Here is a 24,732-nt window from a genome sequence, read left to right as displayed (position 1 = left end):
AATCACTCAAATCTAATTTTGTCAGTTTTTTATGAGTAAACCTACTATTTCTACAAAAGAAGAATTAAGAATTAATGAACTTTCATGGCAAAACTTTGAACGTATGTGTAGAGATTTGCTTGAAAGTGAATATCCATCATTACTCAACCCAAGATTATATTTAAGTCAAGGACATAGACAATATGGAATTGATATTAGAGGTTTTGACCCACAAGACGGTAAATATATTTATGTCCAATGTAAACAAGTCAAAAAGTTTTCGGCAAAAGATATATCAGAAGCTGTTTCATTGTTTGAACAAGGGAAATTCATTGGCACTGCCAAAACTTTTATACTTTGTGTGAGAGCAAAAATCAATGAAAAATATGAAGATACTTTGAGTGAAATAGAGAATAGACTTAATGAAAGAAAAATCAAATTTGAAATATGGGATGAAAAAAGGCTCAATGTTTTACTCAAAAATTACCCACAAATAGTTTTTGATTTATTTGATGGAGGAAATACCCCAGATTGCGTGAGAGCATTTAATGGAGAATTTGCTGCAAATAATTTAATTCACAGACCCAAGAGAAAAGAACACGAATCACCTAAATACTATCAACCACGAATTTTATCTTGGTTGGATAAAGACGCAAAACTAAGTATTCAAACTACTTTACTTGAGATTTTCACATCAAAATTTGACAAAATACCAAATCTAATTTTATTAAAAAGCGAGGCGACCATTGGTAAAACTACCGAACTAAAATACATAGCCCACCATTATTCGGTTTGCGAAAAAGAGTTATTTTTCCCAATTCTGATTTCTCTTAAAAATTATGTAAATGAAACCATACAAGAATTACTTTTGAGATATGAGAAAAACTGGCATCATATTTCTGAAAAAGAGGTTTTGTTGCTTTTAGATGGCTTAGATGAAGTTAAAACCGAAGAACGTGAGAACTTTATTAGGAGACTTGGACAATTTATAGAAGCACATCCAAACATTAATATTATTCTCTCATCTCGAACAAATTTTATCACAGAATCAACACAATTAAAAGACTTTGAGGTATTTTATCTACATGAATTTAATGAAAATGATATTGAATCTTATTCTCGCAAACTTTTAACTGCTGAACAAGTTGAAAACTTTTTGAAACTTATTTCAGCTAACAATATTAAACATTGGCTAAAAAGTCCCTTTTGTTTATATCACTTTATTGAGTTTTATAAAATTGATGTCAATAAAATTCCCCAAACAAGAGTACAATTAATTGAAAGAATTTTAGATTTAAAACTTAACAAAGATTTTGAACGATATATTATTCAAGAAATAGAAAAAGATTTGTATCGAAAATTATTGCAGAAATTAGCTTTTGCAATGAACTTATTAGGAAGAAATTCTTTAGAACTTACGGAATTAAACGAAATATTTACTCAAGAAGAATTTGAGAAAATTAGAAAAATGTCTGTGGTTTCAATCATTGATAAATCTATTTACTTTGAACACAACATCATTCAAGAATTTTTATCTGCACAAATACTATCCTCTCTAAACTTCAAAGGAGTTTTAGATTTCATCGCATTTCTACCTGATTTGCAGAAAATAAAGCCTAAATGGTTTAATACAATTGGAATTTTACTTGAGATCTTACCCATAAGTGGTACTTTAATCAATCAACTTATTTTTTTCATAAGTGAAAAAGAACCTTCAATTTTAGGAAATATTGAATTCAAATTCCTACCTATTGAACTTAGGTTTGAGGCATTCAAAAGAATAATATTAGACCCAAATAGAGCTTATAAAAGAGATGAAATGTACAATAGTAAACTTACCCAATTTGCTGGGATAAATGAAAACCCTGATGTAATTGATTTTTTGTTAGAATTAATAAAAACCAAAGATGGATTTGTACGAGACGAAGCTATTTATAATTTGAGACTTAAAGAAAAGCCTTTTTTGGATTATGAAGCAATAGAAATCATTGATACTTGTTTCGGGGTCTTTAGTAAATTAGATGATAATACCACTGAGTTTTTGGTAACAACTTTGACTATACTTGAAATAGTAGACCAAAGAATGATTAACTTTTTAGTTGATTTGGCTCAAAAAACACAAAATTATAAGTTGATAGATGATATTTTAGGTTATCTAAATATGTGTGGTAAGGCGGAAGATTATTTTCAGTTATATCTTGACTCCATTGAAAAGTATAATAGCTTCCAGAAAAATGAAAAATCAAATTATATAGATTTAGGGTTTTCTATAAACCAAGGTTTAAAACAGATTAAAAGTTTACAAAACCTTCACTCACTCTTAGATTATCTTATTCAAAATGCAACACTAATTGATGAACACAAGTCTATCTTCCGTAAGCATTTTTACATCAAGGACAATTTTTTCACTTCTTTGTCAAACAATCTTATTCATGCCTATCAAGAGGATTCATTGATTTATGAAAAAACATTAAAACTGTTCTTAAACTGTAAACATTATCACGATGATAATTTAACAAAGCACTTGACTTCTTTTTTCATAAAGACCGAAACTAATGAACGAGCATTTTGGGATATTCTGCAACATAAAATGGTTGATGATAGCCTATGGCGTATTCGATTAGGAGAGTTCGTTAATGAAAAAATATTAGATGAATGTTTTATTAAATATCAAAATAGAGAATTTGATAATAACCAGATGTGGTTTATAATTAAAAATATTGGCTGGGTAAATGAAATGAATTTAACAGAGAATCTTAGACATAAATTAAATGTTATTTCAGATAACCATTTTGTTTTTGAAGAAATCATTGATTGGGACAAAATTCGAAAAGATAAGAAACAAAAAGACTTTGAATTATTAGTTAATAAAAAACTATTCATCGAAAAGACACTGCATATTTTCGAGTATTACGGAAAAGACGAACTTAATCAAGATGAAGTTGTAAGCTATAAAATACATGAAGACGAAAGTGATAATAATGTTACTATATGGTTTTTAAATAACTGTTTTAATGGAAGTGCTTCCGATAAAAATGAGCAAAAAATAAAAAAAAGCGATTTAGAAAAGTGGTTTACTAAAGAAAAACCTTGGCAAAAGTATATTTTGAGTGAATTTTATAGGCTACTAAACGATAAAGCAGATTTCCCCAACGATTGTATTGACTATATTCAAAAATGGTGTGATGAAAATGTGGAAAAACTAAAATTCTCAACTGCAATCACAGAAAATAATAATAATAGCTGGACAACTCGATGGTTAGAAATTTATTACGCTAATTTCTTTCTAAGATTAGATACCCATGTTCCAGAAAATATATTGTTAGATATGATATGCTTTGATACTTTTTTGTTAGACACTAAAGATACTGACGGAAAAAGGATTTCATTAATTGATAAAATAATCTTATTAGTGGGCATAGAAAAAGCTAAGGTTAGGTTTTTACAAAATTTGGAAATTAACACCCTCCCTTTACTGGCACTTGAAAAACAAATTTCTTGGTGCGAAAAGTTAAATATTATTGAGGCACTTCCTTTTATAAAAGGAATCATTGAAGAAAACCAACATAAAAAAGGGTATCGTTTAAATTCAATATTAGATTCTTTCATTGCGTTAGAAGGCAATATTACAGAATTTGGTTTTATTTTCAATTCATTCGATATTGATAATGAATTTCATTGGTATTTGATAGATAAAATGGTCAAAATCAATACTATTAAAAAAAGGATAGGAAGACTACTTATAAGTAAAATAAACCATGATAATATTGATAACAATCTATTCAAAGCATCTTTTACATTAATTGATGCTGGTTTTATTGAGGGTTTGGAATGGTATTCTAAATGGTATAAATCAAGGCCAACTATTCCAGATATAAATAATCAAATAAATAATGTTAGCCATTTGCCATCAGATAATACTATTTCAATTATATTCGACTTACTTAAATTTTCACTCGCTACTCCAAAAAGTAATGAGATGTTCACAGACCCGATTGGTATGTTAATGGGGCTTTTAAAACCTATTTCTCTCAGTTCTGATGAATCTTTTAAATTAGTTTTAAATTTATTAAATCAAATAGATATTTCGGAAATAGAGAAAAACAATATTTATAGATTCAAAAGTAGCCTGCTAACATTTGAGAAGGATTATTATTTACAAAAATTTGATTACCAGAGCATTACAGAGATAAAATCATTACTAAATAATTTTGCATAAAAGTAGTACGTTTAATGTACGACTTCCCCCGTTCGGCTGAATTTTCATTCAGTCGATGTGTTAGCCGTTCTTAGAACGGCATCTTACAAACTTATTTTTATAATTGCGTTCTAAGAACGCATTTCACAACGACTAAATGTAAAACATTTAGCCGAACAGGGGTTGCAAAAATGTGTATTGAGTTCTTTAAAATAATTCAAAAACTTCAAAATTTCTCAACAGAAATGTTAACTCCTTTTTTAAATAATAAAGAAATTGTTGAAAGTAAATCATCTCGTTAGTTCGCATCTATAATACTAAGCTAATCAAATAATTTGAACTTTAAAAGCCGTAGGCTTGACCAATTTTGTAGCGACGGATTTTAATCCGTCAATTTATAGATATTCCATTTTTGAATTCAAGTAGGAATGAAACATATAAAATGCACCGAGCCTACAGCTCTTAAAATCACTTTTTTATGACATTCACCGTTGGATTGAAATCCAACGCTACAAAATAAACCGAGCCTATGGCTCTTAAAAAGAATAAGTATTTTTGAATTATATTCTAATCTCTTCAAATCAAAGTCTCAATTCTCAAACTATACAAACAAACCTCTGTTACAAAAAGCAAAAAAGCATCTGAATTATTCATTCCACGAGTGACTGAAGCAATTCCACGAGTGACAGAAGCTATTCCACGAGTGACAGAGACTATTCCACGAGTGACAGAGGCTATTCCACGAGTGACAGACGCAATTCCACGAGTGACAGACGCAATTCCACGAGTGACAGAGGCTATTCCACGAATGACAGAAGCGATTCCACGAGTGACAGAGGCTATTCCACGAGTGACAGAGACTATTCCACAACTGAAAGAGAGCATTCCACGAGTGACAGAGGCTATTCCACGAGTGACAGAGACTATTCTACAACTGAAAGAGAGCATTCCACCACTATAAGAGACTATTCCATCACATTAAGCCCAATCCCTCAACTCAAATGCTCCGATTTCAAACTATATACACAAAGCCCCGTCACCAATAGTGGCAAAGAAAAAAGGCTAAAAAGCATCTGAATACTCAGACCTGCATCTGATAAAGCTCCAAATAAGGTTGGCCCTATAATCGCACCTAATCGCCCTACTCCTATGGCAAAGCCCACACCCGTTGTACGCATTTCGGTAGGGTAAACCCTCGAAATAGTTGGGTACATGCCATTAAAACCACCTTGCACAAATATGCCAATGAAAAATATCATCACAAAAATCATCAAGGTATTTAAGCCAAAGTTGCCGTAAATCAGCATCACAGCAAACGCCAAAAGCATAAAGCTCAAAACTGTTTTTTTCAAGCCTAATTTTCCTGCAATAAAACCCATAGAGGTCGTGCCGATGGCTGCCCCTGCATTGAGTGCAATGCCTACATAAGTCGCCATTTCGAAGGGCAAACCTGCTTCTTTGGCAATGTTTGGTACCCAACTCATCAACGTATAAAGTGTCAAAAAACCAAAGAATATCGCAGTCCAAACTTTGAAGGTAGAGTTTTGATAGGCTGGTTCAAACAAAGCTTTGATGGGCGTACTTGCTTGTTCATTGGGTTTTTGCGGCAATGATTCAATGCCTTTATGTCCCATTTTTTCGAGCAAAACATTCATCCTTTGATGAGCATTTTCGGGTTGTTGTTTTGCCAAAAACTCCAAAGAATCAGTCATATAAATAAATACACCAATGAGCATCAACAAAGAAATACATCCTGCAAAAAGAAAAGCAAATCGCCAACCAAACTCTGGAATGGCATAAGCACAGAAAAAACCCGTAAAAATTGCCCCAACTGGCCAGCCCGCTTGCACCAAACCCACATTGAAATCTCGGTTTTTATTATTAGAAAACTCCGAAGCAGTAGCAGCCATTGTTGGCAAAATACCACCGATACCCAAGCCTGTGAGCAAACGTAAGAGCAATAATTGTGTATAGCTTGTACAAACAAAAACCAATAACATTCCGCTTGTTATCAAAAACAAAGAAATGAGAAATACTTTTCTGCGACCAATTTTATCGCCTAATGGAGCTATTAAGAAAGCCCCTGCCATCATGCCAGCCAAACCTGCACTAAATACATAGCCCAATTCGGTTTTTGATAAGCTCCATTCTTTGGTAATGTCGGAACCTGAAAATGATACGACCAGCACATCAATGCCATCGTTCATGTTAAGGATAAAACAGATTGCCACAATGATGATTTGAAAGGTACTCATCGGACTATTATCGATGAGATTTTTAAAGTGGTTTTGTAGGTTTGAATAGGTCATAAGCTTGAATTACTAAAAAGTTGCAAATTGCTTCATTTAAAATAAATAAGCTATTTTCTGAGCAAAATATATTTTCTTTACATCCTGAAAATCAAAAACCTTTGTATGCTTGGAGCTTTTTTAAATAAACCCAATGAAATTTTGATAAAAGACATCGCAACTCCTGAACCTAATTTTGGAGAAGTACGAGTACATTTATCGAAAGTGGGTATTTGTGGGTCGGATGTACATTTATTTTTAGGGCATCGCTTATTAGAAAACCCGACCATTATTGGTCATGAAGGCTTGGGCTTTATTGATAAAATTGGTGAAGGAGTTGTTGGACGACATCTTGGAGAAAGAGTAATCATCGAACCTAATATTCCTTGTCGGAAATGTCACTATTGTATGAGCGGACGAGGAAATATTTGCACCAATAAACGAGTAATTGGTTTAACCGAAGCAGGTTGTTTTGCTGAATATATTACTATTCCTGCCGAATTTGCATGGAAAATTCCTGATGAAATCTCAGACGAAGATGCCGTTGTAGTTGAACCAACTGCCGTTGCTGTTCACGCTCTTTTTTCATCAAAAGCCAAACCTGGCGATGCCATTGCTGTCATTGGATTAGGAGCGATTGGCTTGTTGGTTAGTCATTTAGCACTTTCTTTAGGTTATCAGGTTTTTGTGAGCGAGCTTAACCCATCAAAAGTAAAAATGGCAACTGATATGGGAGCATTTGCCATTTTTCCAAAAGGTGATTTGGAAAACCAAGCCGATGAATTATCAAAAATTTGGACAGAAAATAGGGTTTCGGCAGTTTTTGAATGTGCAGGTTCGGCACAAACGGCTTCTTTGGCAACGGCGGCAGCTCCTCGTGGTTCTGAAATTATTTTGGTTGGACTTTCGGGAAATTTGGCAACTTTCACGCCTTTGAAAATTGCACGGGAAGGCATTCATATTGTTCCTTCCATCATTTATGACCATCCTTTTGATTTTGCCCGAACCCTGCAATTGATTCGTTCAAAGGTCATTCAACCGCATTTTATTATATCCAATTACGCCACTTTAAACACACTTCAAGCAGCTTTAGCACTCGCTGCAACAGGAAACGAAAGTAAAATTGTAGTAAATATTTCAAAATAATGACTCAAACCAATAACGTTTTTATACTTACCCTTGCCATTATTCTTTTAGGGTTTTTATTAAAAAAATACAATTATATTACTGAGAAAGAAGGCAAAATCATTTCAAAGTTTTTGATGCACACCACCTTTCCTGCCTTGATGATTATTTCTACGGCACGAGTAAAATTAGATGCTTCTTTATTGTTGATTCCGCTCTTTTGTATCGGTTTTTGTATCATCATGATAGGCATTGCGTGGTTTTGGTTTGCAAAATATCCCAATGATTTGCGTGGAGTATTGACCATGGGAGCTGGCGGATTGAACGTTGGTCTTTTCGGTTTTCCTATTATTGAAGGTTTATTTGGGAAAGAAGCATTGGTTTATGCTGTCATGTTTGATATTGGCAATACCATTGTCATTTTCGGACTTGTTTATCCAATTGGAAGTTATTTTTCTGCCAACCACAAAGGTTTACCCGAGTTCAAGCAATTGATTAAAAAAATCTTTAGTTTACCTCCCGTTATGGGAATGGTTATAGGATTATTAATTAATGTTTCAGCGGTCGAAATGCCAACTTTGTTTTTTGATTTTTTAGATACTTTAGCCAAAGCCAATAAATCTTTAGTGCTGCTCTTGATGGGCATTTATTTGAGTTTTGAACTAAACAAAAAACAAATGATGGCTATCTCAAAAGTATTGGTTATTCGCTATAGTGTTGGCTTACTGCTTGTGGTTGCTTTATATTTTGGTTTATCGCATGATTCACTGCTTTACGCTGTCTTGATTATTTGCGTGATTTTACCTTCTGGCTTAACCATTTTGCCTTTTTGTGACGAATTAAACTACGACACTCGCATCGCAGGAACGCTTATTAATATTTCATTGCTCATTAGTTTTATACTCATGTGGGTCTTGGTTTTAGGGTTGCATTTAAATTGATTTTGTAACACAATTCTCCGAATTGTTCCAACACAGCACAATTCGGAGAATTGTGTTACATTTTATTCTTCGTCCTCATCTTCTTCGCTACCCGCCATTTTTGCTGGATAAGGCTTTGAGCCTTTTCTTGAAAACCACAAAATTCGATTCAACATATTATCATTGCCTCGGTCAATTTTATTAAACGCATATTTAATTGATTGATTCGTGAATTTCAATGCTGCACCTCTTTGAGCATTGGCTGGTTTATTCATTTCATTGAGTGGAATTAAGTTTCTCTTGTGTGTAAATTGATAGTTTGTAGCTATTTTATCAGTAAAACAATCAAACATAGGCGAAGCGGTTGCATCAATAATATTCATTGGCGGAATTCCCAAGATTTGTTCGATAGTACGCAGCAAGGATGTTTGATTGTAATTGGTATGTACTGTTTTTTGAAGGCGAGAATAATTACTTATCACATAACCCGTTGTGCGATAAGCACTTACATGGTCCCAACCAGCTTGCGAGTCATCTTCACTTATCAAAATAACTGTCGAATCGGCAAAACGGCTGTGCATGACGGCCTCAACGATACGTCCAACTGCTAAGTCGTTATCAGCAACCATTGCTCTTGGCGTTGGAAATTTTGGATTCATGCCTGTTGTATGATCATTGGGCAATGACATAATCATGAGGTTTGGCAAAACACCATTGGGGTCGGCTTCGGTCGCTTTCAATTCTTTCAAAAAAGCATCGGCTCGCATTTGGTCAGAAATGATTTCATCATCGCATCCAGGAAAATCCATGGCTAATATTGGTCTTACCCTTGAAATCGTACTGGTATTTTTGAATGGAAAAGTTTCTCCTTTTTGTTGTAATTCATATAAAGTACTCCAATTATATTTTTCTTGATCAAATTCACAGCTACACGCTTCTCCGTAGATTTTTACTGTTTTTCCATGATCAAGGGCATTGTTCCAAATCAAGCCTTTTTTATTATAAACCAAAGCATCATACAATACATGTGGATAACTACGAAACCACGCACGCACACTTTTTTCGGTATAATCCGTTACCATTCCAGCACTTGCCCAATGATGTCCTTCGGCCGAAGCTTTTCCTGACACATAATAATTATCCATTAATAAATATTCTCTGGCAATGCTGTGCTGATTAGGCGTAATACTATCACCAAAAATACAAAGTGATGGCATACCATCTCCTTCTTTCATATCGCCTAAAACTTGGTCATACGTGCGATTTTCTTTGATGATATACAATACATGTTTAAAAACCGATGGTTCACCGATTCGCTCGGGAACAGGCTTGGGAGCAATGTTTTTTCGAGGTAGTAAATCTGCCAATTTAGCTCTTTTGTATAAACTTTGGTTTCTAACTTTTTCAGTAAAAACCTTCAATTGTGCTTCATTTGGCAGTGGAATAAACGATATTGATGCCAATTGCTTATGAGAATTATACGCTTTTTCGGCTTTGGCTGCTTCATTCACTTTATGTGCCACCCTCGCTCCGATAGCTTCCAAATTAGTTATGTACAATTCTTCCTTATTCAACACAATTCCTGAAGGATAGGCTTGTGTAGGAATATAGCCTTTCACATAACTTTGTCCAGTACCCGTGCTACTGGCATTTTTTCCAAGTGAAACAACCGCTATGGCATTATCCATGCCGTTGGCTACATACAAAATTGTGCCAGTATTATCTAAAGCTAAGGCATTGGGTGTACTTCCAATGAGCGTTTCATTTTCTTTGAAAAGTCCAACAAAAATTGAGTCAATAACTGTCAATTTTTGAGCATCAATCACAGAAATATGGTCGCTGTTTCCATTGGCCACATAAACAAACTTTTTATCGGCACTTGCCACAATTGCGTTTGGATGCAAACCAACATTGATTTCTTTTTGAAACTGACCTGTTTTTATATCAAAAACCGAAACTGTACCTCGTGAAATTGCTCCAGTTTGTGGATTTATATAGGCACTTCCCCACGGCACGCCTGCTGTTTCGAGTCCATCAGCAGCATTGGTAATTGGCCCAGCCCAGTTTGTTACATACGCCTGATTATCAACAAGTTTCAAACCATACGGTGCAACACCTGTTGGTTTCGACCAAATCTGTTCTTCATTACTTACCCTTACTTTTACCAATTGATTATTCCCATTTAAAACCGTATAAAGAAAAAGTTCGCCATTTTCTCCATGAACCGCTACTTCATTGGGCAAAGCAACCGTTGCAGGAGCTTCGGCTTTGAAAGTAAAGGCCTTCATCAACTTGATTTCTTTTCCGTCCCAAGAAGCCTGCATTACATACGAATTCGGTGTTTCTCGTCCAGCCGCTCCCCAAAAAATATAAGTTGATTCTTTAAATGTCACCACTTTTATTCCTGAAAACGAACTCATGTATCTTCTGTAAGCTGGCACTTGGTCATAACTCCACCTACTTACCAAAATATGTGTTTCTGTATTAAAAACTGCCACTCCGTATCTATCTTCTACCACTACAAATGGTGAATTTGGAATCATTGTTAAATCTAAACTATGGTTTTCCATATCTGGATTTCCAAAATTTACTGATTCTCCTGCACCATCAATAATTCTATTATAAGGCATCAAATAGGGAGATTTTTCAGCAAAAAGTGTAGTATCATCATACCTCAATGACGATTGATTGACCGAGGCATAAGTATTATCTTTCTTGAAAGATTTGCAACTCCAAAAATTGAGCAAAGCAAAAGATAAAAGTATGAATAAGTAAATATTATTTTTTCTCATGACTAACGTATATAATAAATGTTTTTCAAAAATAAACAATCAAAGTCATCTCTTTCTTATGTTGATATTAAGTAATGTTTAAATCAAATTTAATGTATTACCGAAAAGCTTTTTAAAATGACTACGATACATTTAAAACATTTTGAATTTCATCAATTCATCAATATATTTGACTTACTCAAACTAAACCCTAAAAATGACAAACTTCATCAAAATTTTAGTTCTTTTCTTATTCACTTCTGCTTGCTCTGCACAAACGATTCATCTCAAAACTCTGAAACAACCTGTCGAGGTTTTTAAAGATAAATGGGGTATTTCGCATATTTATGCACAAAATGAACATGATTTATTTGTAACACAAGGTTATGTGGCTGCTTCCGACCGATTGTTTCAACTTGAAATGTGGCGAAGACAAGCCACAGGAACTATGTCCGAACTGCTCGGTGAGCGAGAATTGAAACGTGATATTGGCACAAGGTTATTCAAATTTCGAGGAAATCTAACAGCCGAATTACAACATTATCACCCACGTAGCAAACAAATCATTGAAGCTTTTGTAGAAGGAATCAATGCCTATATTGCCGAAGCACGACAAAAACCAGATGAACTGCCTTTTGAATTTAAACTACTTCATACGCTCCCCGAATTTTGGACTCCCGAAGTTGTCATTAGTCGCCACCAAGGGCTTTTGGGAAATATCGAAGAAGAAATTAATAATGCTCGTTTAGTCAAACTTTTAGGGGCAGATAAAGTGCGAGAATTATCTTGGTTTCACCCAAAAAATTCAGACAATGAACCTAATTTAGAGCTGGATAAAATCCTTGATAATGATGTTTTGTTTAGTAATATCCTTGAATATTATCAGGCTTTTAGAGCTCCGTTGAAATTCCCTAAACCTGATAATAAAGTTGGTTTATTAGATGGTTTTGATGATTGGTACAAAGATGAAAAAGACAATGTTGGTTCAAATAATTGGATTGTTTCAGGAAAATTGACCGAAAGCGGTTATCCAATGTTGGCCAATGACCCTCATCGAGCTCAATCTACTCCTTCGTTGCGTTATTGGGTACATCTCAATGCTCCCGGTTGGAATGTGGTGGGTGGCGGCGAACCAACTTTACCAGGCGTTTCGATTGGTCATAACGAATATGGAGCTTGGGGATTGACAATTTTTGACACTGATAATGAAGATTTATATGTTTATGAAACCAATCCTAAAAACCCTAATCAATATAAATACAAAGGGGTTTGGGAAAATATAAAAACCATCGCCGACACGATTCAAATAAAAGGTCAAACACCAAAAATTGTTCAACTCAAATATACTCGGCATGGGCCTGTGGTTTTTGAAGATGAAAAAAACAATCATTTATATGCTGTTCGAGCAGGTTGGCAAGAAGTAGGTTCTGCTCCTTATTTAGCAAGTTTACGCATGAATCAAGCTCAAAACTGGGACGAATTTCGCAGAGCTTGCACATTCAGTCGCATTCCCGGTGAAAACATGATTTGGGCAGATAAAAAAGGACATATTGGTTGGCAGGCTGTTGGTCTTTCACCGATTCGTAAAAATTGGTCAGGTTTAGTTCCTGTGCCGGGCGATGGGCGTTATGAATGGGGAGGTTACTTACCAATAGAATTATTACCTCATAAAATTGACCCAAATGAAGGTTTTGTAGTTACAGCAAATAATAATTTGACTCCCGCAGATTTCCCCAATAGAAATGCCATCGGCTGGAAATGGGCAAATCCTGTGCGGGCCAATCGTATTGAAGAAGTATTGAGCTCGGGCAAAAAACATACTTTGGAAGAATTTGCTTTGCTACAAAGCGATTATGTCTCGCTTACAGCTCGTAATTTGGTTCCACTGCTGCAACGTGTACAAATTGAAAGTAAATATGCTACTTACAAAAACAAACTCGAAAATTGGGATTCATTTGAACTGAGTCCAACATCAACTCTTGCGAGCATTTATGTTGAATGGGAAAAGCAACTACAAAAAAATGTGCATCTATTGGCTGTTCCTGAAAAAGCCAGAAAATATATGAAGATAATTCCAACAAAGCGTTTGACCGATTGGCTCATTACTCCTCCACCTTTTTTTGGAGCCAATCCTTTGGTTGCTCGTGATTCTATGCTTGTGAGTTGTTTCAAACTAGCTATTGATAGTTTAAACTTTCGATTGGGCAAAGACGATAGCAAATGGCAATATGGACAGGCTAATAATAAGCATATCAAGCTTACTCATGCACTTTCTGATTGGGTAAATGACCCCGCTTTAAAAGCAAAAATTAATCTTGGTCCAATTCCTCGTGGCGGTTATGGAGAAACAGTCAACAGTACCAGTAATAATTTGAATCAAACACACGGAGCTTCTTTCAAAATAATTGTAGATACTGAAAATTGGGACAGAACTTTGGGCATCAATAATCCTGGACAATCGGGCGACCCACGCTCCGAACATTATGGCGATTTATTTAATCTTTGGGGAACTGGTGGCTATTTCCCTGTCTATTTTACAAAGGCTAAAATAGTAGATGTTGCTGAAAAAACTTTGATTTTGAAACCTTGAGGTAAGCATAATAATTAAAAACACAAACGTAACTATTTCATTAGCAAGTAGTTACGTTTTTTATTTACTTATGCAAGATAGCGTTTATCAGAAAACCCTTATCTTTGTTGCAGTTCTATTTTTCATAATCCACGATTACAAAAATCGTTTCGTAAAATTATGTTTCAAATCATTCCAGCTATTGACATCATCGAAGGAAAATGCGTAAGACTCACGCAAGGTGATTATTCTCAGAAAAAAACTTACAACGAAAATCCGCTCGAAGTAGCCAAGATGTTTGAAGACGCAGGTATCAAGCGACTTCATTTAGTTGATTTAGATGGGGCAAAAAACAAGAAAATCACAAATGCAAAAGTTTTAGAAACCATTGCCTCGAAAACTAATTTGCACATTGATTTTGGCGGTGGCGTACAATCTGATGATGATATTCGATTAGCTTTTGATTGCGGAGCAAAGCAAATTACAGGCGGAAGTATTGCTATCAAAAATCCTGAGTTATTTGAAGATTGGTTGAAAAGATTTGGGTGTGAAGCTATAATTTTGGGAGCGGATGCCCGCAATGAAAAAATCGCTGTAAGTGGTTGGGAGGAAGATTCGGGTATTTGGGTGTATGATTTTGTAGGCGATTGGATTCAGAAAGGTGTAAAATATACAATTAGCACAGATGTTGCCAAAGACGGACTTTTGCAAGGTGCTTCGGTAGATTTATACAAAAATATGCACGCACAATTCCCTGATTTACAGGTGATTGCAAGTGGTGGAGTAAGTTCAATGCAAGACCTTGAAGATTTAGCTGAACTCAATATTTTTGGTGTAATTGTTGGCAAAGCCATTTATGAAGGTCGAGTTACTTTGAAAGAAATTGAAAAAAGATTTTTATGATTTACGAATTTCAAAAAAACGAATATACTATTAGCACAGATAAAGCTAAATTGCAATTTGATGTAATTCATGGCTTTTTATCAACCAGTTATTGGTCGCCCAATATTCCGATGGAAATTGTAAAAAGTGCTGCCCAAAATAGTCTTGCTTTTGGTATTTATAAAGATAAAATTCAAGTAGGCTATGCACGCATTATTTCTGACTATGCCACCTTTGCTTATTTGGCCGATGTGTTTGTTTTGGAAAGCGAAAGAGGCAAAGGTTTATCAAAATGGTTAATGGAATGTATCATACAAGTACCTGATTTACAAGGACTTAGACGTTGGATGCTTGCTACTCGTGACGCTCATGGTTTATATGCACAATTTGGTTTTACACCTTTAGACAATCCAGCAGTAATGATGCAGATTGCTCGACCCAATATTTATACGGAACGCCAACCGAACGAAATGTAATTATCTGTTTATTTGATAACTGTTTACTGATAATTGATAACTGAAAAAATGCTTACAAAAAGAATCATTCCTTGTTTAGATATTAAAGACGGACGCACCGTCAAAGGCACCAATTTTGTCAATCTCCGTGATGCAGGCGACCCCGTAGAATTGGGAGCAGAATACGCTCGCCAAGGTGCCGATGAGTTGGTATTTCTGGATATAACAGCTACTGTTGAAGAACGTAAAACTTTGCTTGATTTAGTCAGACGAGTAGCTCATACAATCAATATTCCCTTTTGTGTAGGTGGTGGAATCGGCTCAGTTGCTGATGTGTCAAAACTACTCAATGCAGGTGCTGATAAAGTTTCTATCAATTCATCTGCTGTCCGTAACCCTCAGTTAATCAATGAATTAGCTCTCGAATTTGGTTCGCAATGTATTGTTGTTGCCATCGATACAAGATATATTGAATATGGAAATGGCTTTCAGCACATTGTTCATACGCATGGTGGACGTAAACCAACCGAGTTAAAAACAATCGAATGGGCAAAAGAAGTAGAAGATCGTGGAGCAGGTGAAATATTACTCACTTCGATGGATACCGATGGAACAAAAGCAGGCTTTGCCATTGAACTGACAGCAGAAATTTCTGATAATTCAAATATCCCCATCATTGCTTCGGGCGGTGCTGGTACAATGGAGCATTTTTTCGATGTTTTTACTACTGGAAAAGCCGATGCAGGTTTAGCAGCAAGTATTTTCCACTTCAAAGAAATTGGTATTCCTGAATTAAAAACTTATTTGAAAAATAAAGGTATTCCGATGCGAATTTAGTTATGAGCAAATCTGGAGATTTGCTCTACATAATTTTCCAGAAGCAAAGCTAAATCATGTGCTTCACATTTCCATTCCATCTGAGTAATTTTCATGGGTGCGAAAAAGTGTAAAATTGGATTTTCATACGAACTCAAAAGCCCTGCGATGAAGTAAGTATTGAGTTCTGAGTTATGAGTTATGAGTTCTGAATTTTTCGTCATGTGATTTTGAGTTGTAACAAGTTTCAATAAAGCAATTTCTAAAATCACCTTGTTCATTACAACTTTCTCATTATCAAGTAGTTCTCTCGTTTTTTGAATCAATTTTTCTCTACAAATTTCTAATTGTTTTATATCAAAATCTCCCAAAAGTCGGGCATAATGATAAATGATTAGAGGCGTAGTGGCATAATTATGAGCTACCTTAAAAGCATCAGAGATATATTCTTCCTGCAAAATCACTTCTCTCAAAAAAATAAAAACAGCTTCATCATATTCATTATAAGGCAATTGGTGTTTTTCAAACAAATACATCAAATTACACAAAGCACATACATCAAACTCAATCGGCATATTTTTACCAAACCAAGTAGAGTACACCTTTAAGTTTTTATAATGTTTAAATGTATTTCTAACCATTTTTATTTCCCCGTCGGGGCTTATTGGACTATGATACTTCAACTTTTCTTTCAGCCAAATCACATCTTCTTTCGCATGAGGCAAGGTCAAGTAAACCAAAGCAGTATCATCAATATCGTCGGGAATTCTGAAATGGTCTAAATATCTGAAAATAAAGCCATTAGGAAAATGATTTGAAGGCTTTGTTTGCCAAAAATTATACGTTTTCAAGCCATCTTTATTTTGAAAATCAGGGTAGTTTTTAACGGCTCTTTTTGTAATTTCCTCAATAATCACTTGTGATTTTTCAGAAACTTTATGCTTGATTTGATTTAAAATAAAAACAATCGTTGCTGTGTAGAAAATATTAGTATCTGGACGTTTGTAGAACAAAAATTTATTTTGTCGATATGATGGAAAAATTCCTTCTGGAAAGAATTTATCGCCTCGTGACTGACACGAGGCGATGCGTTCGATTAAAATATCAATATGGTTGGACATTCAAATATATGACTTTAACACCCATTAAAATAGGTGGCTAATGAAACAACAGAATGAATTCTTTATATGATTTTGCTATTGAAATCGCAAAATGTATTTGAAAAACCTATCCTTTGTTCCCTTAGACGGCGAATTTATTCGCTGTTAATTATTGATGTAAATGAAGAATAATTCATCGACTAAGAAACTTTCAAAACTAATTTTCCTGTATTTTCTCCTTTAAAAAGTTTCATCAAAGTATCAGGAAATGCTTTTACGCCACCTTCGGTAATATAAACTTTAGCATTGAGTTTCCCTTGTGCAATCCAACCAGCCATTTCTTTCACGGCTTTTCCATAATTGGCAGCATTATCAAAAACCACAATCCCTTCCATTCTTGCACGATTCACCAAAAGAGCTAAATAATTACTTGGCCCTACGGGTTTTGTAGTAGCATTATATTGAGAAATCGCTCCACAAATCACAATTCTTGCACGAAGATTGATTAGTCCTAAAACTGTATCTAAAATTTCACCACCCACATTATCAAAATAAACATCTACACCGTCAGGGCAAGCTTCTTTGAGTTGTTTTCTCAAATCTCCTTCTTTATAATCTACACAAGCATCAAAGCCTAATTCTTCTACTACATACTTACATTTATCTGCTCCACCAGCAATGCCAACCACTCGACACCCTTTGATTTTAGCTATTTGTCCAACCACACTTCCCACAGCCCCTGCCGCTCCCGAAACTACGACTGTTTCACCTTCTTTTGGTTGCCCAGTATCTAAAATACCAAAATAAGCTGTCAAGCCCGACATTCCTAAAGTGCCTAAATAAGCTGGCAATGGAATAAAATTAGTATCTACTTTAACGGCCTCTTTTCCATCTAAAACTACATATTCTTGTACACCTGTGCTGGCGGTCACAAAATCACCTGGCTTAAAATCAGGGTGTTTCGATTCAACAATTACCCCTGCACCCAAGGCACGCATCACTTCACCAATTCTCACAGGACGAATATATGATTTGCCCTCATTCATCCAACCCCTCATGGCAGGGTCAATTGATAAATATTGTGTTTGTATAAGCACCTGATTTTCTCCTAACTCTGGTGTTTCTGATTCTACAAATTGCCAACATTCTGCCGTTGGAATTCCCACAGGGCGAGCAATCAAATTTACTTGTGTATTTTTCATGTTTGGTTTTGTTGATAGTTTTAACAAATAGCATTTGTTTTTACATTAAGGCGAAATTAAGTCAAATTTCTTGAAAAATAGTATGCGTGCATAAAAATATGTCTTGATAAAATGATTTACAAGATTTGGGTTTATAGTCAACTTTGTAAAATATAATTTCAAGAAAGTTTGATAACAAAGCATTAGACGAAATCTATTAAAAAAGATAGATTTATTCATCAAACCAAGCACAAATTCTTGCAACTACGTCAAATAAAAGATTAAATTTGCATGATTCTCAAATTGCAAAGAAAAGAAATGAAAAATATTCTAACCATATTAAGCATTACTTACCTTTTTTGTGGTAAAATTTATGCCCAAGAAGGAGCAGTTTCTGAGTCAATTCAAATTGGTGCTTTAGTACCTGATTTTAATATCAATATTCTAACAAAAGAAGGAATCGCAAAAAAAAGCATTAGCGATTATAGAGGGAAAGTCGTCATTTTAGAGTTTTGGGCAACTTACTGTGGTCCTTGCCTGCCTGCAATGGATCATTTGGCCAAATTACAATCCAAATTTCCTAAAGATTTAGAAGTTATCAATATTACTGATGAAGAGCGTTGGAAAGTAGTTGGTTTTCTTAAAAAACGTCCTACTTCTTTAGCCATTGGAATTGATACCGACAAATCGATTAATCAATTGTTTTATCATCAGTTGATGCCACATACAATTATTATCGACCCTCAGGGCTATATTAAAGCGATCACCTCCCCAGAAGAAGTAAGCGAAGAAATAATTTATTTAGCCAAAAGCGGAGCAATTTTAGCGGTAAAAACGAAAGCCGAATTTGCAGTAAAGAGCGAAACTGCCACAGCCATGACTCCAATTCAGGTTGAAGATAAAAGTTTTTATAAAGTTGCTGTTTCTGCTTATAAAGAAGGCATTCAATCTCAAATCAACAAAAAATCAGATTTTGAATATGAATTTATCAACTGTACTGTGCCGTTGATGTATCAAGTACTTTATCAAACGACTCGCCCAAATCCAAACGACCGAGCTTGTTTGGAAGTTTCGGAACAAACAAAATATCTATTGGACGAAAAACAGCAATATAGCATGACAATAAAAGTACCTGAGCAAATGAAACATCGTTTGGGTGAAATTGGCATGAAGCATTTAGAAGAAATTTTTGCAGTAAAGGCAAAAAATGAAGTTCGCACTCGAAAAGTGTATGCTTTGACAACAAGTCAAGATACTTTATCACAAACTTCGTTAAGCCGAACTGGCATGGATATGCCTCTAAAAGATTTTTTAAAGCTCCTTTGGAGTACAAAAGTGGTTGATTTGCCTATCATTAATGAAAGTAATACTGCTGATACGAGTATTGTTTGGATAACTGATTTTCCAAAAGAAGTATCAAAAGTGCAAGAAAGCATTCAAAAAATGGGTTTCAAATTAGACCCAAAAACTACTGAAACGGCCTGTTTAGTATTACATGAAGATAAATCGGGGAATTAGCAAAAAAATAGTCAAAGATTTTTGAAAAACAAATTTCAATTTTGTACCTTTGCAACCCGAAAAAGAAATAAGAAGATAATAAATATACAAAACAATGGCTAAGAAAGGCAATCGTGTACAAGTTATATTAGAGTGTACTGTACAAAAAACAAGCGGTGTAGCAGGAATGTCTCGTTACGTAACTACAAAAAACCGTAAAAATACAACAGGTCGTATGGAGTTGAAAAAATATAACCCATTTTTGAAAGCTCATACTATTCACAAAGAAATTAAATAATTTTGAAGAAATGGATGAGAGAATCGTCTCTTATCTCTTGTCTCATATCTAAAATCTAACAATACAATGGCAAAGAAAGTAGTCGCTACGCTTCGTGATAAAACAGCAGGTAAGAGTTTCGCAAAGGTTATTAAAGCCGTGAAATCTCCTAAGACTGGTGCTTATTCTTTCAAAGAGGAAATGGTTCCAATGGAAGAATTGCAAAATGCTTTGAAAGCATAATTTTGCAAAAAAGATATTTAAAAAGCCTTCTTGATAAATCAAGAAGGCTTTTTGGTTTAAGCAAATTGCTTCACAATCTTCATTATTTGCTCGGTATCAACACTATTTTCTTGCCATTTTTCCAGCCGTTTGTTCATTACTTTAAACCAAATCGGTGGCACGAGCGACATCAATATCATCATTGTATAACCATAAGGTAATTGTGGACTTTCATCAAAATGACGCAAAACCTGATACGGTCGAGAAGCATAAGCATGATGGTCAGAATGGCGTTGCAATTGAAAAAGCATCAGATTACTATAAAAATGATTGGCATTCCAAGAATGAAGTGGATTCACTCTTTCGTATTTTCCTTCAGCAATTTCTCGGCGTACAATCCCATAATGCTCAACATAATTGACACATTCTAAAGAAAGAATGGCTATGATGCTCTGAATAATAAAGAAAATTGGCACAATCCATTCTATTTTTCCAGAAACTTCACTATAAATCACCGTTAAAACACCACAAAGGATAATTGGTAAAACCACCACCCAAATCATCTCATTTTGCCAACTCCAAATTTCTCTCCCTTTCTTTTCGATTAATTTTTTCTCTATAATCCAAGCACTCTTGAACCCCCCAACTAAAGATTGTTTCCAAAAAGAAAAGATAGTTTGGTTCTTTTTGGCAGTTGCAGGGTCGAGTGGCGTTGCTACATGCACATGATGTCCACGATTATGCTCTATAAAAAAGTGCATATAACATACTGATATTAAAGCCATACGAGCATGAAACTGTGCTATTGGACTTGCTCGATGCCCCAATTCATGTGCAACATTAATAATAGTCGAAGCATAAACACCCTGACTGAGCATTAGCCCAACAACTTGCCACCACCTAAGATTATCTTGCGTAAGAATATAACAAGACCACGCCAACATAAAATATTGTATATAAACATGCGAATAAACTAAAAAATCAAAATAGCGATCTTTGATAAGTTTTTCGTATTCTTCGGCACTTGCGTTTTGTGAGTCTCTACTAACTAATTCATCAAGTATTGGTATGAATAAATAGGCATACAGAAACACAAAAAAAGTCCAATTATGGCTGATATAATAATATCCCAAGAGAAAGAAGGCAATAAATGAATAGCCCCACGCAAAGCCTATTTTTTTTCTAATGTTCATTGTTTCGTAATTTATTCAAAATACTTGTAAATTATCCAACACAAATCTTGTAAATTTGTTTTAAATATCCAAAAAACTCTAAATTATTATACTGATAATCAGTTACTTATAACAGCATATCTCTCTGTTGAATTATCAAAAACTATGAATGAATTTTTTATTTATCTTCAACTTGGTTATAAACACATTACTGATTTTAACGGCTACGACCATATTCTTTTTGTAGTGGCATTATGTGCCATTTATCGAATAACCGACTGGCAAAGAATCTTGTACCTTGTTACTGCATTTACGATTGGGCATTCGGTTACACTCGCTTTGGCTGCTTTAAAAATGATTAATTATAGCACCGATTTTGTCGAATTTTTGATCCCTATCACTATTGTTGTTACGTGCATCTCTAATTTTTTTCATAGAAGTACCGAAAGTGTACTCGACCCAGAGCAATTCTCTCCTTCTCGTTATTTTTTAGCCTTGAGTTTCGGTTTAATTCACGGTTTGGGTTTTTCAAATTATTTACGCAGTTTATTGGGTAAAGACGAAAATATTATTCCACAATTATTGGCTTTTAATATTGGACTGGAATTTGGGCAATTAGTAATCGTAAGTATGTCAATTGGTCTATCTTTCTTACTTTTAGACGGTTTTAAAGTAAAAAAACATACTTGGAACCTTGTCCTTTCGGCATTTGTAGCGGGCGTAGCGTTTAAATTAATGACCGAAAAATGGTATTTTTAAAATTGTTTTACAATCACCCAAATAGCGTGATAAGCATCAAATATTTTTTTCCTAACTTCGCAAAAACAAACCTTCATCAAAACATGAGAAAAAAGTCTATTATTACAGTAATTATTCTACATTTTACCTTATTTGCGATTGCACAGCGTCCTGCTGCAACGACTGAGTATAATGCCAATACTCGTTTTGAGCAAATGGGAGCAGCTTTGCCAACACCAAACACCTATCGTACAGCGGCAGGTAGCCCTGGAAAAGATTATTGGCAGCAAAAAGCCGATTATGACATCAAAGCTGAGTTGGATGATGCAAAACAATCAATTACTGCATCAGAAAAAATCACTTATACCAATAATGCTCCCGAAGAATTACGCTATTTGTGGCTGCAACTCGACCAAAATCTTTTTGCTAAAAATTCGTTGAGTAATAACTCTCGTCAATCAGCACTTAATCCAAACTCTGGAGCAAGTTTCAATGCTCTTGGCACAATGGCTGGTGCTAACGACAAAGATTACGGCTACAAAATTTCAGCAGTAAAAGATGCTTTAGGCAAAGATTTGAAATATACGATAAACGAAACAATGATGCGTGTCGATTTGCCAACTCCTTTGGCAAAAGGTATGTCTTTCACACTTCAAGTTGATTGGAAATTTAATATTATCGACCTCAAAACAACAGGTGGAAGAAGTGGGTACGAACTTTTCCCGAAAGACGGAAATATATTGTATGAAATTGCTCAGTGGTTTCCACGTATGGCTGTTTATGATGATGTAAATGGCTGGCAACACAAGCAATTTTTAGGTCAAGGTGAATTTACTTTGGTTTTTGGTGATTATAAATTAGCTCTAACCGTACCAAACGACATGGTTGTTGGAGCAACAGGCGAACTACAAAATGCCAAAGAAGTATTGACAGCAACACAAATCAAGCGTTGGGAACAAGCAAAAAATACCAAAAATCCAATTGCGATTGTAACACAAGAAGAAGCTGAAGCTGCTGAAAAAGGCAAACCAACTGGCAAAAAAACTTGGATTTATGCAGCAAAAAATGTCCGTGATTTTGCATTCGCAGCTTCTCGCAAATTTATTTGGGATGCTATGCAAGTTGACGTAGAAGGCAAAAAAGTATGGGCAATGTCGTTGTATCCAAAAGAAGCAAATCCACTTTGGGGACAATATTCAACTCGCTTGGTGGCACATACTTTGACAAGTTATTCAAAACGTAGCGTAGCTTATCCTTATCCTGTTGCTTATTCGGTGCATGGTTCGGTAGGTGGCATGGAATACCCAATGATGAGTTTCAACGGTGCAAGACCTGAGCCAGATGGTACTTATTCAGAAGGTACAAAAAACTTCTTGATTTCGGTAGTAATTCATGAAGTTGGACACAATTTCTTCCCGATGATTGTCAATTCTGACGAACGTCAATGGTCGTGGATGGATGAAGGTTTGAATACTTTCTTAGAATGTTTGGCTTCGCAAGAATGGGACAGAAACTTCCCTGTGGGTGGCATCGAACCACAATCAATTACTGGCTATATGAAAATCGATGCGGCAAAGCAAAACCCTATCATGAGTAGCTCAGATAATATTTTACCTGGAACATTTGGTCCAAATGCTTACTCAAAACCAGCTACTGGATTAAATATTTTGCGTGAAAGTGTCATGGGGCGTGAGCTTTTCGATTATGCTTTCAAAGAATATTCACGCCGTTGGGCTTTCAAATCACCAACACCTGCCGACTTTTTCCGTACAATGGAAGACGCTTCGGGTGTTGATTTAGATTGGTTTTGGAAAGGTTGGTTTTATGGTGTTGAACCTGCCGACCAAGCGATTGCTAATGTAGAATGGTACGGAATTGATAGCCAAGACCCAACCAAACAAAAAGCCACAGCCAAAGCTGATGCCGAAGCAAAAGCTCAAACTTTAAGCAATATCAGAAACAAAACCGACATCAAGGAAACAGTTGTAGAAGCTGACCCAACGATGAAGGATTTTTACAATACTTATGATAAATATGCCGTAACTGATGCTGATAAGAAAAAATATGAGCAATATTTGGCGAGTTTAGAAGAAAGTGATAGAAAAATGTTGGAAGAAGGCAAAAACTTTTATGTAGTAAGTTTGAAAAACAAAGGCGGTCTGATAATGCCTATCATTATTAAAATGGTATTTGAAGATGGCACAAGCGAAGATGTAAGAATTCCAGCCGAAATATGGCGTTTGAATGACAAAGATGTGAAGAAAACATTGATTACTACTAAAAAAGTAGTCAAATTCAAACTCGACCCTTATCACGAAATTCCTGATATTGATACTTCTGATAATGCGTTTCCGAAAGAACCAGAGCAACCAACTCGTTTCCAAGCATTTAAGCAAACGGGCTTTGGTCGTGGCGGTGGTGGTTTAAACCCAATGCAAGAAGCATTGAAAAACAAACCAGCTGGTACGCAGACGAGTGGAGATAAGAAATAAGAAAAATTCAGTAAAAATTCTTAATTTTAACGGTGAAGTCATTCAAACGA

18 protein-coding genes are annotated in these 24,732 nt (G+C 35.1%); 12 read left to right on the top strand and 6 right to left on the bottom strand.

From position 1 onward, the window contains the following. Nucleotides 1–31: 31 nt before the first annotated feature. Nucleotides 32–4,198: a restriction endonuclease gene (locus tag ACQUQZ_RS01395; RefSeq protein WP_435352837.1), complete on the top strand. Its 4,167-nt coding sequence runs from the start codon at nucleotides 32–34 to the stop codon at nucleotides 4,196–4,198. Nucleotides 4,199–4,753: 555 nt separating this feature from the next. Here the strand turns inward: ACQUQZ_RS01395 and ACQUQZ_RS01390 are convergent. Next, nucleotides 4,754–5,125, bottom strand: coding sequence for a hypothetical protein (locus ACQUQZ_RS01390; protein WP_435352835.1), 372 nt, complete (start codon nucleotides 5,123–5,125; stop codon nucleotides 4,754–4,756). Nucleotides 5,126–5,169: 44 nt separating this feature from the next. Further along, nucleotides 5,170–6,432 carry an MFS transporter gene (locus tag ACQUQZ_RS01385; RefSeq protein ID WP_435352833.1) on the bottom strand — a complete coding sequence of 421 codons (1,263 nt, stop codon included), beginning with the start codon at nucleotides 6,430–6,432 and terminating at the stop codon, nucleotides 5,170–5,172. Between the two features lie 159 nt (nucleotides 6,433–6,591). Between ACQUQZ_RS01385 and ACQUQZ_RS01380 the strand changes: the two genes are divergently transcribed. Together ACQUQZ_RS01380 and ACQUQZ_RS01375 are read left to right on the top strand one after the other, a co-directional pair. Beyond that, nucleotides 6,592–7,611: a zinc-dependent alcohol dehydrogenase gene (locus tag ACQUQZ_RS01380; protein WP_435352832.1), complete on the top strand. Its 1,020-nt coding sequence runs from the start codon at nucleotides 6,592–6,594 to the stop codon at nucleotides 7,609–7,611. Beyond that, on the top strand, nucleotides 7,611–8,531 hold the full coding sequence (locus tag ACQUQZ_RS01375; RefSeq protein ID WP_435352831.1) for an AEC family transporter: 921 nt from the start codon (nucleotides 7,611–7,613) through the stop codon (nucleotides 8,529–8,531). The genes ACQUQZ_RS01380 and ACQUQZ_RS01375 overlap by 1 nt, the downstream gene beginning before the upstream one ends. Before the next feature lie 62 nt (nucleotides 8,532–8,593). Here the strand turns inward: ACQUQZ_RS01375 and ACQUQZ_RS01370 are convergent, their stop codons facing one another. Continuing rightward, nucleotides 8,594–11,302 carry an alkaline phosphatase family protein gene (locus ACQUQZ_RS01370; RefSeq protein ID WP_435352829.1) on the bottom strand — a complete coding sequence of 903 codons (2,709 nt, stop codon included), beginning with the start codon at nucleotides 11,300–11,302 and terminating at the stop codon, nucleotides 8,594–8,596. 196 nt (nucleotides 11,303–11,498) lie between these two features. Here ACQUQZ_RS01370 and ACQUQZ_RS01365 point away from each other — a divergent pair, with 196 nt between their 5' ends. The 4 genes from ACQUQZ_RS01365 (at nucleotide 11,499) to hisF (ending at nucleotide 16,024) form a co-directional block, all read left to right on the top strand. Beyond that, nucleotides 11,499–13,871: a penicillin acylase family protein gene (locus tag ACQUQZ_RS01365; RefSeq protein ID WP_435352828.1), complete on the top strand. Its 2,373-nt coding sequence runs from the start codon at nucleotides 11,499–11,501 to the stop codon at nucleotides 13,869–13,871. A gap of 159 nt (nucleotides 13,872–14,030) precedes the next feature. Then, nucleotides 14,031–14,753 carry a 1-(5-phosphoribosyl)-5-[(5-phosphoribosylamino)methylideneamino]imidazole-4-carboxamide isomerase gene (hisA, locus tag ACQUQZ_RS01360; RefSeq protein WP_435352827.1) on the top strand — a complete coding sequence of 241 codons (723 nt, stop codon included), beginning with the start codon at nucleotides 14,031–14,033 and terminating at the stop codon, nucleotides 14,751–14,753. Further along, nucleotides 14,750–15,208 (top strand): GNAT family N-acetyltransferase, encoded by a 459-nt coding sequence (locus tag ACQUQZ_RS01355; RefSeq protein WP_435352826.1) that lies wholly within the window; start codon nucleotides 14,750–14,752, stop codon nucleotides 15,206–15,208. The genes hisA and ACQUQZ_RS01355 overlap by 4 nt, the downstream gene beginning before the upstream one ends. Before the next feature lie 48 nt (nucleotides 15,209–15,256). After that, nucleotides 15,257–16,024, top strand: coding sequence for an imidazole glycerol phosphate synthase subunit HisF (gene hisF, locus ACQUQZ_RS01350; RefSeq protein WP_435352825.1), 768 nt, complete (start codon nucleotides 15,257–15,259; stop codon nucleotides 16,022–16,024). Here the strand turns inward: hisF and ACQUQZ_RS01345 are convergent. After that, on the bottom strand, nucleotides 16,021–17,124 hold the full coding sequence (locus tag ACQUQZ_RS01345; protein WP_435352823.1) for a hypothetical protein: 1,104 nt from the start codon (nucleotides 17,122–17,124) through the stop codon (nucleotides 16,021–16,023). The two genes, hisF and ACQUQZ_RS01345, sit on opposite strands and share 4 nt — an antisense overlap. Nucleotides 17,125–17,303: 179 nt before the next feature. After that, nucleotides 17,304–18,305 (bottom strand): NADP-dependent oxidoreductase, encoded by a 1,002-nt coding sequence (locus ACQUQZ_RS01340; protein ID WP_435352822.1) that lies wholly within the window; start codon nucleotides 18,303–18,305, stop codon nucleotides 17,304–17,306. A gap of 297 nt (nucleotides 18,306–18,602) precedes the next feature. On the opposite strand from ACQUQZ_RS01340, the gene ACQUQZ_RS01335 reads away from it, so the two are divergent. The 3 genes from ACQUQZ_RS01335 to ACQUQZ_RS01325 all read left to right on the top strand — a co-directional run bounded on the left by ACQUQZ_RS01335 (nucleotide 18,603) and on the right by ACQUQZ_RS01325 (nucleotide 20,301). Next, entirely contained in the window at nucleotides 18,603–19,802 is a 1,200-nt protein-coding gene (locus ACQUQZ_RS01335; RefSeq protein WP_435352821.1) for a TlpA disulfide reductase family protein, read from the top strand. A 94-nt stretch (nucleotides 19,803–19,896) separates the two neighbouring features. Further along, nucleotides 19,897–20,079 carry a 50S ribosomal protein L33 gene (gene rpmG, locus ACQUQZ_RS01330; RefSeq protein WP_435352819.1) on the top strand — a complete coding sequence of 61 codons (183 nt, stop codon included), beginning with the start codon at nucleotides 19,897–19,899 and terminating at the stop codon, nucleotides 20,077–20,079. A 66-nt stretch (nucleotides 20,080–20,145) separates the two neighbouring features. Next, entirely contained in the window at nucleotides 20,146–20,301 is a 156-nt protein-coding gene (locus tag ACQUQZ_RS01325) for a DUF4295 domain-containing protein (RefSeq protein WP_238807953.1), read from the top strand. 56 nt (nucleotides 20,302–20,357) lie between these two features. On the opposite strand, the gene ACQUQZ_RS01320 is transcribed toward ACQUQZ_RS01325, so the two are convergent. Continuing rightward, nucleotides 20,358–21,473, bottom strand: coding sequence for an alkane 1-monooxygenase (locus tag ACQUQZ_RS01320; RefSeq protein WP_435352818.1), 1,116 nt, complete (start codon nucleotides 21,471–21,473; stop codon nucleotides 20,358–20,360). Between the two features lie 144 nt (nucleotides 21,474–21,617). On the opposite strand from ACQUQZ_RS01320, the gene ACQUQZ_RS01315 reads away from it, so the two are divergent. Together ACQUQZ_RS01315 and ACQUQZ_RS01310 are read left to right on the top strand one after the other, a co-directional pair. Then, complete coding sequence (locus tag ACQUQZ_RS01315; RefSeq protein ID WP_435352816.1) at nucleotides 21,618–22,211, top strand: HupE/UreJ family protein; 594 nt, start codon at nucleotides 21,618–21,620, stop codon at nucleotides 22,209–22,211. A gap of 83 nt (nucleotides 22,212–22,294) precedes the next feature. Then, complete coding sequence (locus ACQUQZ_RS01310) at nucleotides 22,295–24,682, top strand: M1 family metallopeptidase (protein ID WP_435352815.1); 2,388 nt, start codon at nucleotides 22,295–22,297, stop codon at nucleotides 24,680–24,682. Nucleotides 24,683–24,732 lie beyond the last annotated feature (50 nt).

The organism is Emticicia sp. SJ17W-69 (genome assembly GCF_051209875.1).
In the GTDB taxonomy this organism is placed as follows: Bacteria; Bacteroidota; Bacteroidia; order Cytophagales; family Spirosomataceae; genus Emticicia.
The sequence above is the reverse complement of the archived record's forward strand: the minus strand, read 5'-3'. Positions and strand labels throughout refer to the sequence as shown.

What these genes read in the sequence shown, in the direction of transcription:
- ACQUQZ_RS01355 (WP_435352826.1), top strand. Translation starts at nt 14,750, where the DNA reads ATGATTTACGAATTTCAAAAAAACGAATATACTATTAGCACAGATAAA.
- ACQUQZ_RS01385 (WP_435352833.1), bottom strand. Translation starts at nt 6,432, where the DNA reads ATGAGTACCTTTCAAATCATCATTGTGGCAATCTGTTTTATCCTTAAC.
- ACQUQZ_RS01375 (WP_435352831.1), top strand. Translation starts at nt 7,611, where the DNA reads ATGACTCAAACCAATAACGTTTTTATACTTACCCTTGCCATTATTCTT.
- ACQUQZ_RS01325 (WP_238807953.1), top strand. Translation starts at nt 20,146, where the DNA reads ATGGCAAAGAAAGTAGTCGCTACGCTTCGTGATAAAACAGCAGGTAAG.
- ACQUQZ_RS01390 (WP_435352835.1), bottom strand. Translation starts at nt 5,125, where the DNA reads ATGCTCTCTTTCAGTTGTAGAATAGTCTCTGTCACTCGTGGAATAGCC.
- ACQUQZ_RS01310 (WP_435352815.1), top strand. Translation starts at nt 22,295, where the DNA reads ATGAGAAAAAAGTCTATTATTACAGTAATTATTCTACATTTTACCTTA.
- hisA (WP_435352827.1), top strand. Translation starts at nt 14,031, where the DNA reads ATGTTTCAAATCATTCCAGCTATTGACATCATCGAAGGAAAATGCGTA.
- ACQUQZ_RS01370 (WP_435352829.1), bottom strand. Translation starts at nt 11,302, where the DNA reads ATGAGAAAAAATAATATTTACTTATTCATACTTTTATCTTTTGCTTTG.
- ACQUQZ_RS01345 (WP_435352823.1), bottom strand. Translation starts at nt 17,124, where the DNA reads ATGTCCAACCATATTGATATTTTAATCGAACGCATCGCCTCGTGTCAG.
- ACQUQZ_RS01335 (WP_435352821.1), top strand. Translation starts at nt 18,603, where the DNA reads ATGAAAAATATTCTAACCATATTAAGCATTACTTACCTTTTTTGTGGT.
- hisF (WP_435352825.1), top strand. Translation starts at nt 15,257, where the DNA reads ATGCTTACAAAAAGAATCATTCCTTGTTTAGATATTAAAGACGGACGC.
- ACQUQZ_RS01365 (WP_435352828.1), top strand. Translation starts at nt 11,499, where the DNA reads ATGACAAACTTCATCAAAATTTTAGTTCTTTTCTTATTCACTTCTGCT.
- rpmG (WP_435352819.1), top strand. Translation starts at nt 19,897, where the DNA reads ATGGCTAAGAAAGGCAATCGTGTACAAGTTATATTAGAGTGTACTGTA.
- ACQUQZ_RS01315 (WP_435352816.1), top strand. Translation starts at nt 21,618, where the DNA reads ATGAATGAATTTTTTATTTATCTTCAACTTGGTTATAAACACATTACT.
- ACQUQZ_RS01395 (WP_435352837.1), top strand. Translation starts at nt 32, where the DNA reads ATGAGTAAACCTACTATTTCTACAAAAGAAGAATTAAGAATTAATGAA.
- ACQUQZ_RS01340 (WP_435352822.1), bottom strand. Translation starts at nt 18,305, where the DNA reads ATGAAAAATACACAAGTAAATTTGATTGCTCGCCCTGTGGGAATTCCA.
- ACQUQZ_RS01320 (WP_435352818.1), bottom strand. Translation starts at nt 21,473, where the DNA reads ATGAACATTAGAAAAAAAATAGGCTTTGCGTGGGGCTATTCATTTATT.
- ACQUQZ_RS01380 (WP_435352832.1), top strand. Translation starts at nt 6,592, where the DNA reads ATGCTTGGAGCTTTTTTAAATAAACCCAATGAAATTTTGATAAAAGAC.